12 protein-coding genes are annotated in these 13,128 nt (G+C 64.9%); 4 read left to right on the top strand and 8 right to left on the bottom strand.

Features of this window, described 5'->3' with window-relative positions:
• The 4 genes from Y703_RS17525 to purH all read right to left on the bottom strand — a co-directional run.
• Nucleotides 1-318: VIT1/CCC1 transporter family protein (locus Y703_RS17525; protein ID WP_035763567.1), on the bottom strand; the 318-nt coding region annotated here is incomplete at its 3' end.
• Nucleotides 319-454: 136 nt separating this feature from the next.
• Nucleotides 455-1,687, bottom strand: coding sequence for an NADP-dependent isocitrate dehydrogenase (locus Y703_RS0102965; RefSeq protein ID WP_026551533.1), 1,233 nt, complete (start codon nucleotides 1,685-1,687; stop codon nucleotides 455-457).
• A gap of 110 nt (nucleotides 1,688-1,797) precedes the next feature.
• Entirely contained in the window at nucleotides 1,798-2,355 is a 558-nt protein-coding gene (locus tag Y703_RS0102970) for a hypothetical protein (RefSeq protein ID WP_026551534.1), read from the bottom strand.
• 28 nt (nucleotides 2,356-2,383) lie between these two features.
• A complete protein-coding gene (gene purH / locus Y703_RS0102975; protein WP_026551535.1) occupies nucleotides 2,384-3,997 on the bottom strand; it encodes a bifunctional phosphoribosylaminoimidazolecarboxamide formyltransferase/IMP cyclohydrolase in 1,614 nt (537 codons plus the stop codon).
• Between the two features lie 181 nt (nucleotides 3,998-4,178).
• On the opposite strand from purH, the gene Y703_RS0102980 reads away from it, so the two are divergent.
• Nucleotides 4,179-5,537: an MFS transporter gene (locus tag Y703_RS0102980; protein ID WP_026551536.1), complete on the top strand. Its 1,359-nt coding sequence runs from the start codon at nucleotides 4,179-4,181 to the stop codon at nucleotides 5,535-5,537.
• Nucleotides 5,538-5,603: 66 nt separating this feature from the next.
• On the top strand, nucleotides 5,604-8,315 hold the full coding sequence (locus Y703_RS17530; protein WP_051427232.1) for an alpha-amylase family glycosyl hydrolase: 2,712 nt from the start codon (nucleotides 5,604-5,606) through the stop codon (nucleotides 8,313-8,315).
• Nucleotides 8,316-8,318: 3 nt separating this feature from the next.
• Here the strand turns inward: Y703_RS17530 and Y703_RS0102990 are convergent, their stop codons facing one another.
• Both Y703_RS0102990 and purN read right to left on the bottom strand, forming a co-directional pair.
• A complete protein-coding gene (locus tag Y703_RS0102990) occupies nucleotides 8,319-9,335 on the bottom strand; it encodes a magnesium and cobalt transport protein CorA (protein ID WP_026551537.1) in 1,017 nt (338 codons plus the stop codon).
• 1 nt (nucleotide 9,336) lies between these two features.
• Nucleotides 9,337-9,906, bottom strand: coding sequence for a phosphoribosylglycinamide formyltransferase (purN, locus tag Y703_RS0102995; protein ID WP_026551538.1), 570 nt, complete (start codon nucleotides 9,904-9,906; stop codon nucleotides 9,337-9,339).
• Nucleotides 9,907-9,945: 39 nt separating this feature from the next.
• Between purN and Y703_RS17535 the strand changes: the two genes are divergently transcribed.
• Nucleotides 9,946-10,380: a hypothetical protein gene (locus Y703_RS17535; RefSeq protein WP_051427233.1), complete on the top strand. Its 435-nt coding sequence runs from the start codon at nucleotides 9,946-9,948 to the stop codon at nucleotides 10,378-10,380.
• 119 nt (nucleotides 10,381-10,499) lie between these two features.
• Here the strand turns inward: Y703_RS17535 and Y703_RS0103005 are convergent, their stop codons facing one another.
• Both Y703_RS0103005 and Y703_RS0103010 read right to left on the bottom strand, forming a co-directional pair.
• The gene (locus Y703_RS0103005; RefSeq protein ID WP_026551539.1) at nucleotides 10,500-11,786 is read right to left on the bottom strand and encodes a cell division protein PerM; all 1,287 of its coding nucleotides are present in this window, start codon (nucleotides 11,784-11,786) and stop codon (nucleotides 10,500-10,502) included.
• Between the two features lie 83 nt (nucleotides 11,787-11,869).
• On the bottom strand, nucleotides 11,870-12,622 hold the full coding sequence (locus tag Y703_RS0103010) for a sulfite exporter TauE/SafE family protein (RefSeq protein ID WP_026551540.1): 753 nt from the start codon (nucleotides 12,620-12,622) through the stop codon (nucleotides 11,870-11,872).
• 78 nt (nucleotides 12,623-12,700) lie between these two features.
• Between Y703_RS0103010 and Y703_RS17540 the strand changes: the two genes are divergently transcribed.
• A partial coding sequence (locus Y703_RS17540; protein ID WP_035763623.1) for a DUF1684 domain-containing protein occupies nucleotides 12,701-13,128 on the top strand: 428 nt, incomplete at its 3' end.

A 13,128-nucleotide genomic window follows, 5' to 3' on the forward strand; every position in this document is an offset into this window, starting at 1 on the left:
CAACTCGGCCTCGGGTTCGGTTTCGAGCTCGAGCCGCTCTTTCGCGATGAGGGCCTGCTGGCTATCTCTTTGGCTACTCACTGAGACGTATTCGCCGAGGGCCATGGAAATCGCGCCGCCGACCAACCCGGCGACACCCGCGGCGAGAATGACCGGCGTCGAGGTGGTCGCGCCGGCAACGCCGACCACGAGGGCAGCGACTGACACTATTCCGTCGTTGGCACCGAGAACTCCCGCCCGCAACCAGTTGAGCCTGCCATGAATCGAGCTGTCGTGCGGCTCGTCGCCGTGCGCACCACCTACCGGAGAACTTGTCATGCCAGTAATGTAGGCCCGCTCCAGTCGGCACACCAGCAAGGCTAGCCTCTCATGACGCTGCAGCAGCGGACCCCCAAACGCGCGCAGACCCGGCGGGGATCCCGCCGGGTCTGCGTGGTAGCTGCCTGGAAAGGTTCTAGCTCAGGCGTGCTTTCAGGTTCTCGTCCAGGGTCGCAAGGAATTCCTCGGTGGTCTGGTACGCCTGGTCCGGTCCAACCAGGGCTGCGAGGTCCTTGGTCATGTGGCCGGCTTCGACGGTCTTGATGACCACGTCTTCGAGGGTTTCAGCGAAGGTGATGACCTCGGGGGTGTTGTCCAGCTTGCCGCGGTGCATCAGCCCACGGGTCCACGCGAAAATCGACGCGATCGGGTTGGTGGACGTGGGCTTGCCCTGCTGGTGCTGGCGGAAGTGCCGGGTCACTGTGCCGTGGGCCGCCTCGGCCTCGACCGTCTTGCCGTCGGGAGTCATCAGCACCGAGGTCATGAGACCCAGTGAGCCGAAGCCCTGGGCGACGGTGTCGGACTGCACGTCGCCGTCGTAGTTCTTGCAGGCCCAGACGTAGCCGCCTTCCCACTTCATGGCGGACGCCACCATGTCGTCAATCAGGCGGTGCTCGTAGGTCAGGCCAGCGGCTTCGAACTGGTCCTTGAACTCGGCGTCGAAGACTTCCTGGAACAGATCCTTGAACTGGCCGTCGTACGCTTTGAGGATGGTGTTCTTCGTGGAGAGGTACACCGGGTAGTTGCGCTGCAGGCCGTACGCGAAGGACGCGCGGGCGAAGTCGCGAATGGACTCGTTGAAGTTGTACATGCCCATAGCCACGCCGCCCTCTTCAGGCATGGTGACGACGTCGAACTTCATCGGCTCGGACCCGTCAGCGGGCTCGAACATCATGGTGACCTTGCCGGGGCCCGGCACCTTGAAGTTGGTCGACTTGTACTGGTCGCCGTGCGCGTGGCGGCCGATGATGATGGGCTTGTTCCAGCCCGGCACCAGGCGCGGGATGTTGGAGATGATGATGGGTTCGCGGAAGACGACGCCACCGAGGATGTTGCGGATGGTGCCGTTGGGCGAGACCCACATCTTCTTCAGGCCGAATTCTTCAACGCGCGCCTCGTCCGGGGTGATGGTGGCGCACTTGACGCCCACACCGTGCTCTTTGATGGCGTTGGCCGCGTCAATGGTGACCTGGTCATTGGTAGCGTCGCGGTTCTGGATGGAAAGATCGTAGTACTTGAGGTCGACATCCAGGTAAGGGTTGATCAGACGGTCCTTGATGAACTGCCAGATAATACGCGTCATCTCGTCGCCGTCGAGTTCGACAACCGAACCCACTACCTTGATTTTCGTTGCTGGCGCGTCAGCCACACGGTCTCCTTGGGATGATGGGCCGCTAGTCTGCCTGATGGGCGCAGCCCGGCCTGTGATTGGTACTGGTTTTATCCTGCACAACTATGCCACAGGCGACTATTACGGCCCTAAATGGGGGCCCGGCCCTCGTCCTGCACAATATTCCCCCAGCGGTCCATCATCGACCCGGCCGGGATCGCTTTGCCCCACCGGTCGGTGGCCGGAGCGGGCCGCAACCCGCGGGTGTCCGGCGCAGCGCTGTGGCCGTAGGGCTGGGCTGCGGTCGGATACGACGGCGCCTGCCCCCGAAAACCTTTCGGCGTGAGCACGGCGGGCAACCCGAGGGTCCCGGGGCGGGCGATTCCGGGCACTTGCGGCGCCCAGGCAGGGAGCTGCAGCTGACGCAGGTCTTTCACATTGGGGTGGCGCACCGGGTCCAGTCCGGCGTCCACCTTTTTCTTGTGCCGCTCAGCGGCCCTGAAATTGCGCACTGCAAACGCTGCGGCGATGATCCAGAGGAACACTCCTGGGGTAGCACCCAGATACAGCGTGACGATGGCGAGCAGCGCCACGGCCAGGCCGAGGACGGCGGAGATCATTCGGGTTCCCGGCGCCACCAACTGTGCGAAAGCTGACCCGGCCAGTGCCATCCCCGCCGCCAGGGTAAGAATCGAAGCGATCTCCATGGGCACTGCCGCCGTCCCTGTTGGCCGGCTAGTGGAAGAAGTGCCGGGTGCCGGTGAAGTACATCGTAATCCCTGCGGTGGTGGCTGCGTCCACCACTTCCTGATCCCGCACCGAGCCGCCGGGCTGCACCACTGCGCGCACACCGGCGTCGAGCAGGATCTGCAGGCCGTCGGCGAAGGGGAAGAACGCGTCCGACGCCGCGACTGCGCCGCGCGCCCGGTCCACACCGTCGCCGGCCAAAGTGTTGGCCCGTTCGACGGCGAGCTTGCAGGAATCGACCCGGTTCACCTGGCCCATCCCCACGCCCACCGCTGCACCACTGTCGGCGAGCAGGATCGCGTTGGACTTGGCGGCCCGGCACGCGGTCCACGCGAAGGCCAGATCGGCGAGCGTTCGCTGATCGGCTGCGGGGCCGGCGGCGAGCGTCCAGGTCTCCGGCGCATCGCCGTCGGCCGTGACCGTGTCGGACAACTGCACCAGCACTCCGCCGGACACCTGCCGGAACTCCGCCGGATCCCGCCGGTAGCCCTCCGGCAGGGTCAGCAGCCGGATGTTCTTCTTGGCCGAGAGGATGGTCACGGCTTCGGGCTCAAAGTCGGGGGCGATGACCACCTCGGTGAAGACGTCTTTTACCGCGGTGGCCATGGCTGCCGTGACTGTCCGGTTGGCGGCGATGACTCCGCCGAACGCCGAGACCGGGTCGCAGGCGTGGGCTTTGGTGTAGGCATCGGCAATGGGGTCGACGGCGTCCGCCGCACCGATGGCCACTCCGCACGGGTTGGCGTGCTTGACGATCGCGACAGCTGGCTGCCCGAAGTCGAAGGCGGCACGCAGCGCGGCGTCGGCGTCGACGTAGTTGTTGTAGCTCATCGCCTTGCCGTGCAGCTGGTCAGCTTGTGCGATGCCCGGGGCGGCGCCCTTCTCCACATAGAGGGCGGCGTCCTGGTGTGGGTTTTCACCGTAGCGCAGCACCTCCGACCGTTCCAGGGCAAGGCCAGCGTACGCGGGCCAGGCGTCGCCGTCGGTGGTGCCGTCACCGAACGCGGCGGCAGTCCACGTGGCCACCGAATTGTCATAGGCGGCTGTATGCGAGAACGCGAGCGCAGCTAACCGGCGTCGGGCTTTGAGATCAAAGCCACCAGCAGCAGCGGCGGCCACCACGTCTCCGTAGCGGGCCGGGTCCACCACGATCGCTACCGAGGGGTGGTTCTTCGCGGCCGAGCGCACCATCGCCGGACCGCCAATGTCGATCTGTTCGACGACGTCGTCCTCCCCCGCGCCGGACTTTACCGTGTCCGCGAAGGGGTACAGGTTCACCACCACCAGGTCGAAGGGCTCCACCTCGAGCTGCCGGAGCTGTTCGACGTGGTCCTCGCGACGGCGGTCGGCGAGAATCCCCGCGTGGACCCGGGGGTGGAGGGTCTTGACCCGTCCGTCGAGGCATTCCTGGAACCCCGTGAGCTCTGACACCTCGGTGACGGGAACCCCCGCTGCGGCAATGCGCTTGGCTGTAGATCCGGTGGAGACGATGCTGACGCCAGCCCGGTGCAGGCCCGTGGCCAGTTCCTCGAGCCCCGTCTTGTCGTACACCGAGATCAGGGCCCGGCGGATGGGAACTTGGTCGAGATGGTTCAGGCTCACGCGGTGGCTCCAGGATTTTCGCTGTGGGTGGGATCGCTTTCAGTCTAGGTCACCGGGCCCGCCCACCCCCAGCCCCATCGAGTCAACAGAAATGACCGAAATCCCTCGAAGAACCCGTCATTTGTGGTGACTCGGGGCTGCGGTTTCTGGTGAGTCGATCGTGCGGCGGTACAGTTTTCCCGTGAGCACCGAAACTGAACTACCCACCGGAGACCAGGTGGTGCAGGAGCTGCCATGGCGCTGGCGGGTGCAGGGAAAGATTTTCCTCATCGGCGGCCTCGGCTTCATGTTCGACGCCTGGGACGTCACCCTGAACGGGTACCTGATCCCGTTGCTGTCGGACCACTGGGACCTGGCCCCCGGCGAGGCCGCGTGGGTGGCCACGTCAAACCTCATCGGCATGGCCATTGGCGCCTTCGCGTGGGGGTCAATCGCCGACATCATCGGCCGGAAACGGGCGTTCACCCTCACCCTGCTGATCTTCTCCATTTTCACTGTGCTCGGAGCGTTCTCCCCCGACTTCATCTGGTTCTGCGTCTTTCGGTTCATGGCCGGCTTTGGCCTGGGCGGCTGCATCCCAGTGGACTACGCACTGGTCGGAGAGTTCACCCCCCGCAAACACAGGGGGCGCGTACTCACGGCGATGGATGCCTGGTGGCCGATCGGTGCCGCCCTGTGTGGAGTAGTGTCAGCGCTCCTGATGACCGCCTTCGGTGACTGGCGCTACCTGATGCTGGTGATGGTGATGCCAGCACTACTGGTCTTCTGGGTCCGCCGATCAGTGCCCGAATCGCCGCTCTACCTGGTGCAAAAAGGCCGCCAGGCGGAGGCGGAAGCAGTCATCAACGATCTGGTGGAACGCACTGGGGCGGAAAAGACGCCGTGGCGGCTCCCCGTCCCAGCGGAAGCACCCAAGCTGTCGATCGGCTCGGTGACCGGCCAATTGAGCGCGCTCTGGCGGTTCGACTGGCGGATCACCCTTGCCGCCTGGGGACTGTTCCTGAGCATCCTGTTGGTCTACTACGGCGCCCTCACCTGGATGCCGCAGATCCTGGTGCAAGCGGGCTACGAGCAGTCGGTCGCCTTCCTCACGACTGCCGGGATGACAGCAGTGGGGTTCTTCGGCGTCGTCGCTGCCGCACTGTTGGTGGAGCGCGTGGGCCGCAAGTGGATCCTCGCCGTTTCAGGCCCACTGTCCGCCGTCGTGCTGGTGATCTTTGCCCTGACTGTGGAACTACCCGCCGTCGCCACGGCCTGGCTGCTGTTGTTCGGATTCCTGATCCAGGTGGCAATCCCCGTGCTGTACACCTATGTCTCGGAGCTCTATCCCACGGATCTGCGTGCCTCCGGGTTCGGCTGGGCCTCCACCGTGTCACGGGTGGGCGCGGGGCTGGTCCCGCTGATCTTCGGCTCACTGCTGTGGCCGGTCCTCGGGCTGCCGCTTACCTTCGCAGCAACCGGCCTCCTGGTCCTGGCTGCGGTCCTGTGGATGGCGTTCAACGCGCCCGAGACCCGCGGCAAAGCGCTCACAGACGGCTGAGCAGAATTGACACCGGATGTGACGTGCACCACGCTGAGTTGAGCATCAGCCAACCCGGAGGTTTACATGTCAGTCCGCCGCGCCACCGCAGTCGCACTCGCCACCCTCCTCGTGGCGGGGACTGCAGCCGCACCAACCCAAGCGAAACCGCCCAGCCTGGATACTCCTCGGGGCCTGCAATCGGTGCGCGGGCCGGTCACTGACGAGAACTTCTATTTCGTGATGGCGGACCGCTTCGCCAATGGCAGCAAAGCGAACGACGCCGGCGGGCTGGGCTCCGATCCGATGGTGTCAGGGTTCGACCCCACCCGGAAGGGTTTTTACAATGGTGGCGACCTGGCCGGCCTGCTGGAGCGGATCGACTACATCGAGAGCCTCGGCACCACTTCCATCTGGCTGACACCCAGCTTCAAGAACAAGGCGGTCCAGCCCGAGGACAGCTCGGCGGGCTATCACGGGTACTGGATCACCGACTTCACCCAGATCGACCCTCATCTGGGCAGCAACGACGACCTGAAGGCACTCATCGACGAAGCCCACCGCAGGGGCATGAAGGTGTACTTCGACATCATCACCAACCACACCGCCGACGTGATCGGCTACGAAGAGGGCGCCCGAATGCCCTACGTCTCCAAGGACGCCGAGCCCTACACCACCGCCGACGGTGAAACGTTCGATGACCGGGACTTCGCTGGCACCGGGGACTTCCCTGCGTTGGATCCGGCGTCGTCGTTCCCCTACACCCCCGTGCTCGAACCGGGCGAGAAGACGCTGAAGGTTCCCGGCTGGCTCAACGACCCGGCGCTCTACCACAACCGGGGCGACACCACCTTCGCCGGCGAGGATTCCTTCTACGGGGACTTCTTCGGTCTCGACGACCTCTTCACCGAACACCCCACAGTGGTGGACGGAATGAAGGAGATCTACCAGACGTGGATCTCCGACTTCGGCGTCGACGGTTTCCGGATCGATACCATGAAGCACGTCAATGACGAGTTCTGGCAGGAATTCGGCCCCGATGTCCTGCAGTTTGCCAAGGACCAGGGCAAGGACGAGTTCTTCATGTTCGGCGAGGTGTTCGACACCACCAAGAGCTTCACCTCGCAGTTCACCACCCGCAACAAGATGCAGTCAGTCCTGGATTTCCCCTTCCAGGAAGCGGCTCGGAACTTCGCGTCACGGGGAACCGACGCCACGGCGCTCGGGGATTTCTTTGTGGGCGATGACTGGTACACCGACGCCGATTCGAACGCCTACTCACTGCCCACCTTCCTCGGCAACCACGACATGGGCAGGATTGGCGGTTTCATCACCGCTGACAACCCCGGCGCTGGCGACGCGCAGTGGCTTGACCGCAGTTCACTCGCCCACGAGCTGATGTATTTTTCCCGCGGAAACCCGGTGATCTACTACGGAGATGAACAGGGCTTCACCGGCCCGGGCGGGGACCAGGACGCACGTCAAACCCTGTTCGCGAGCCAGGTGCCGGATTATCTTGACGATGACCTGCTGGGAACCGATGCCACCCACGCCACCGACAATTTCGATACCGGTCACCCGCTCTACCAGAAGATCAGCGAGCTGGCGGCCCTCACCGAGAAGCACCCGGCCCTGCGCGACGGCGCCCACCAGAGCCGTTACGCTGCAGAGGGCCAGGGCATCTACGCGTTCTCGCGGATCGACCCGAAGCGGCAGCGCGAGTACGTGGTGGCGCTGAACAACAGCACTGAACCGCAGACCGCACAGATCCCCACCTATGTCTCCGGGCGCCCGTTCCAGAAGGTGTACGGCGACGCGGACCAGACGGTGAAGAGCTCACGGGCCGGAACACTCACCGTCGAGGTGCCTGCACTGTCGACAGTGGTCTACCAGTCCTCTGGAAAAATTCGCCGGTCGGCGGAAGCTCCCGCTGGTGCGCTGCGCCAACCGGTGCCGGCGGCGGCGGACAACGGCCGGATGGAGGTGGGCCTCGACGTCGAGGGCGACTCCTTCTATCAGGTGAGTTTCGAGGCGCGGACGCCAGACGGGCAGTGGACGCCCATCGGAACTGACGACAATGCGCCCTACCGGGTGTTCCATGACGTCAGCAGCCTTGAGCCGGGCACCGAGGTGCAGTACCGGGCCGCGGTGCTGGACAACGGCGGCCACACCTCGGCCAGCCCGATCCGCAGCGCAATAGTTCCCGCACCTAAACTGACCATCTCTTCGCCCGCCGAGGGCAGCACTGTCCAGGGCGAAGTGCTCATCAGCGCGGTTGCCGATCCCGAGAAGCCGTCTCATGTGGTTGATTTTGAACGCAGCGTCGATGGCGGCGACTGGCAGCCAATGGGCTCGGATGATTCGTCCCCCGCGTATACGGTGGTGGACGACCTGACCACCCAGCAACTCCCCGACGGTACCGAACTCAGGTACCGTGCGCTGCTCGACGGCTCCGCCAGCAATATCCGGACCGTGAGAGTGGGGGCGGCAGTTGCCTCGCAGCCGGAGGCCGTAGCGGTTCCGGGCAGCTTCAACGCCGCACTCGGGTGCGACGGCGATTGGCTGCCGAATTGTGACCAGGCCCAGCTCAGCCTGGAACCGGCGGATTCCCTGTGGAGGTTGACGGTCGCGGACCTTCCGGCCGGACTGTACGAATTCAAGGTGGCGCTGAACCGCAGCTGGGACGACAACTACGGCGCAGGGGGCGCCAAGGGTGGTGGCAACATTGTGCTGGACCATCCGGGTGGAGCTGTAACGTTCACCTACGATCACGCGACCAATATGGTGTCCACCGGGTAGGCGTTACAGCCAGCGATTCCGCTTAAACGCCAGGTATAGCCCAATGCCGGTGGCAACCATGAGCAGCAGGGCGAACGGGTAGCCCCACGCCCAGTGCAGTTCGGGCATCACATCGAAGTTCATCCCGTAGATGGCTGCTACCAGGGTGGGGGCGAACAGGATAGCGGCCCAGGAGGAGATCCGTTTGACCTCTTCGTTCTGTGCCAGGGAGGTCTCGGTCAGCCGGGTCATCTCCTCATTCTGGCGTTGGGCCACCAGTGTTGAGTGGACTGTAAGGGCGTTCTGCAGCAGGGTCCGGAAGGTGTTGACCCGTTCGATCAGCCGAATCACGTGGTCGAGGACATCGCCCAGCCGCCGGTTCACTTCAGGGTCAAGATGGTACTTTTCGGACCCGCGCTGCAGGTTCTCCACCATGAACTGCAACGGCTGAGTGGCCCGCTGGAACTCGATCACCTCGCGGTGCAGGTCGTAGATACGGCGGGACACACCAGGGTCCCCGCCGAAAAGCTCGTTCTCGATTTCGTCGATGTCGTTCTCCAGGCCGTTCACCACCGGCTCATACTCGTCCACCACCTCGTCGAGGATGGCGTACAGTACCGCCGATGGGCCCATCGCCAGAAGGTCAGGGCTCTCTTCCAGCCTGCTGCGGACCCGGGAAAGGTCAGGTGCTTCGGCGTGCCTGACGGTCACCACAAAATCTGCGCCGACAAAAATATGGAGCTCCCCGAACTCCACCTTCTCCTCGGCATCGAGGTAGCGGGCCGGGCGCAGCACCACAAAAAGGGTTGGTCCATAGCGCTCCAGCTTGGATCGCTGATGCCCCTCGAGCGCGTCCTCGACAGCTAGATGGTGCAGGGAAAATTCGTCGGCGACGGCGGTGAGCTCGTCGTCGTCGGGCCGGTACAGACCGATCCACGCCATGCCCCCGCTGGCGCGCATGATCTCGAAGGTTTCGGCCAACGATTCGGGTTCGGTCTGCCTCGTCCCCTCCAGGTAGACTGCCTTGTCAATGAGAGCCATCTCAGCGTGGTTCCCGGCTGAGCTGGCGGAGGGTTTCGATGAGCAGGGCCCGTTCCTTGAGCTTGATGCGTTCGTGAAGGGTTTCCTCGGTATCGTCGTCGAGCACCTCGACGACTGACTGGGCAAGGATGGGTCCGGTGTCGACTCCGGCGTCGGCGATCATCACCGTGCAGCCGGTGACCTTCACTCCATACGCCAGGGCGTCCCGGACGCCGTGAGCGCCGGGGAAGCTGGGCAGCAGTGCCGGGTGGGTATTGAGGTAGCGGTTGGGGAAAGCGTCGAGGAACCCCTGGCCGACAATCCGCATGAACCCCGAAGACACCACATAGTCCGGCGCGTAGGAGGCCACCCTGCGGGTGAGTGCCTCATTCCAGTCCGCGCGCTGGTCAAATGATCCGAAGTCCACCACAAACCCTGCTATTCCCGCTGCGGCGGAGCGCTCGACCCCGTAGGTGCCGTGCCGGTCGGCGCCGACGGCGGCAATGGTGAGATCAAGGGCGCCTGAGGAGACGGCGTCAATGACCGCCTGCAGGTTGGAACCAGTGCCGGAAACCAGGACTACGATGCGCATGGGTCAACCATAGGCTGCGCTCTCCCCTAGGGTTAAACCATGAACGAGAGCCCCCGCCCCTCCACGCCAGCTCCCGCCGCGCCCTCCCCCGGATCGCCCGAGGACAAAGAGCTGGCCCGGACACGGAGCTACTTCAGATGGTTCCTGTTGGCGATGCTCGGCGCATTCCTGACCGCGACCCTCCCCCTGCCATGGAAGGTCCTGGGCCTGGTCTTTAGTCTGGCTGCCCTGGTGCTGGGAATCTTCGCACTGGTACGGGCGGTGCGCAACAAGCTTCCCGGCCTGCTCCGGATCACCACCGTAGTAGGCCTGGTAGCAACAGCATTCCTGGTGTTGGGAACCGGGGCGCAGGTGGCGTTGTGGCCGGTCACCGCCGAGTACGAGGAATGCATGAGTACAGCCCTCACCAATGCCGCGCAAAGCACCTGCCAGGACGAACTCAGCAATCTGGGCGGACTCCTCCCGGGTTCCTGACACCCGTTGCCGCAGAAAAGTGGTGGCCCCGCGCACGCCCGGTGTGCCCACCCCTTGGTTGCAGCCCGGCGACTTGGTTGGTGACAGAAGGCGCCCGACAACCTCGAGCGGCTGCTGGGTTAGGAGCGCTTCTCCCGCTCCAGCAACGGTCCTGCCGCGAAACCAACGACGACGCCGACAGCCACCTCAGCGGCAATGAGCAGGGCTACCCACAGCGGGTTGGGTCCGAGGTCGACCAACCTCCCCAGGCCAAGAGAAGCGCGGGAGAGCCAGGCGGCGAGCCCGGCCGCGACGCCAGCAGTAATGCCAATCAGTGCAGCGGCGCCCAGGGTGGAGACACTAGCTGTCAACCAGCGTGCATCGATCTTGATTTCCAGCCACTCGTCGAGGTGGTTCTCTCCCTCCCTGAAGAACCACCATCCGGCCAGCAGACCGGCAAGAACGGGAATGGCCAGGGCCACCAGACCGTACTCGAGGGCCCCCGGTGGCACGGCTCCGAGGACCGGGAGCGCCGGGAGCGGTCCAGCGCTGGTGGTCAGCGGGGTGATAGCGCTACCTGCCCCGAGCGCGAACCCGGCGCCGGAGGCCCAGGCGAGAGTCCACACCACCAGGTTGGGCAGGAATCCCAGCTGGGCCAGGGTCAGCACGCTTTCGCCGACGATTCCTGCGTCAAGGTGCTGGTAGACAGTTGCCATCTCCGCCCAGCGCAAACCGAAGGTTACCGCGAGGAGGACCGCCGACAGCCCGAGGGAAACAACCAGTGCCACAAACCCGGCCCGCAGGCAGGACCAGGCATAGGATCCTGCCCAGCGGGAGTGCTGGCTGGTCTTCGCTAGCCAGGCGGCGCGGTCGACGCCGATCAGCCGGCTCCACGCCCCGGCTTCCCGGAACGCGCCAATCACCAGGCCGAGGCCGGCGGATACAAGAGGAATCAGGGCACCGGCGGCCAACGGGACAGTTGCTTCAGCAGTGGCACACAGGTAGGCAACGCCGGCTCCGAACACCGCGTAAATCCCCAGGGCGCCGAGGAGCGCCTGCCACAGCTGATCCGAGTAGGAGGCGCGAGCCAAACGTCGGCCCGCCCGCCAGGCCAGCAGGAAGGGAATCAGGGTCAGGCCCAGCGGCACCATCGAGAGGATGCCGGTGGTTCCGACGCCGTCGGGCTCGGCCGGAGGGAAGCTCACTTCGAGGGGCACCCCGTGGATGAGCAGCCAGGCTTGCCCGCCCATTTGCAGCATTCCGGTGGCTGTGCGGCCGGCGAATCCGCCCGCCAACCACACGGCTGCCAGGGGTATCAGGATCAATAGACCCGAGATCACCGCTGACTGCGCCAGCTCGAACACACCCTGCAGCCACAGGGGCATGGACAGGGCACGACGACCGGGCAGACGCAGTGGAAGTTTCATCACCTCAATGGTGCCATCGGCGGCCGCCTCCGACGTCCAGCGACGCGGTGCAGTAGCCCGGTTCAGCGGCGGTGAATCAGCGGTTAGGCAAGAAGGTCCAGGAATCCCTTGACCAGTGCGGCAGCTGCACCGAGGAATGCGATCACAATCACAAAGAAACGGGCGTGATCGTCCTTGATGAAACGGGAGAGCTTCTCGCCAGCGAAGATTCCCACCACGATCACCACCCCAATCGCTGACCACATCCACCACTGCAGCGCTGGGGCATCGGTCGGAGCGAGGCTGAGCTTGACCGCCAGGGTGACCAGTCCCATCACCACGAAGAACGGTTGGAGGGTCGCAGCAAACGGCCGCTGCGGCCAGCGGGACAAAAGGGCGTAGGCGCTGACGGCTGGTCCACCCACCCCGGCCATCGAATTGGTCAGGCCGGCCGTGAACCCCGCGACAGCTTTCGGCGTGTTGCCGTGCACCACCACCGACGAGCGTTGCAGCACGAGGGACACCGAGAGCGCCACCAGGACGACGCCTCCCACGGTCACCGACAACGGCGCCGACGGCAGCAGCACTGCGGCGATGGAGCCGGGAACCGAGCCGAAGACTGACGGGATTACCATCCACCGGAACATGCTCCAGTCGATATCCTTCCAGACCCGCCCGACGATCAGGGCCGAGGACACCACCCCGCAAATGTTGACCAGCACCACTCCCTCGTGCGGGCCCAGGATGATCACCAGGAACGGCGCAATCAGCAGGGCGAAGCCCAGACCGGCGATCCGCTGGGCTATCGCACCGAGCAGAATGGAGAAGAGAACGATGAAGAAGATGCCCGTGGTCACAGATGACACAGTACGCCCGGGCAACTGTTTTCAGAGTCTCTGTGACGGAGGCCCGGGCCCGGCCGCTAGGCTGGTGGGATGCCTACAGCTACCTCAGCCCTGCACATTGCCGACTGGCGACAGCAGGTTTTCGAGCTCTACCGGCAGGCGCGTGAGCGCTCGCAGTCCGGGTCGCCGTCGTCGGCGCATGCCCTCTGGCGTGCCGGACGGAACACTCTGTTCGCCACCCATCCCGCGTCACCGCTGGATGCGACAGCGGTCGCCTCATTCGACGGTCTCGCGGTGGCCGAGTACCAGCCGGACTGCCGGTTCGAAGCAGTGATCGACGACGACGGCGCGGGCGAGGAAATGGCAGTCCCCACGGGCACTGACGGAACCGTGACCTTCCAGCGGGTAGGCGCCGTGGCGCTCGACGGCGTCGGGCGGCTGGCTTTGTGGCGGCTGGCCTCCTACGGCGGTGGCCTGTTCCTGACGATGCGCGACGGGTCGGCGGGTCAACCCGGCGG

The sequence above is a fragment of the Arthrobacter sp. H20 genome, assembly GCF_000520515.1.
In the GTDB taxonomy this organism is placed as follows: domain Bacteria; phylum Actinomycetota; class Actinomycetes; order Actinomycetales; family Micrococcaceae; genus Arthrobacter_D.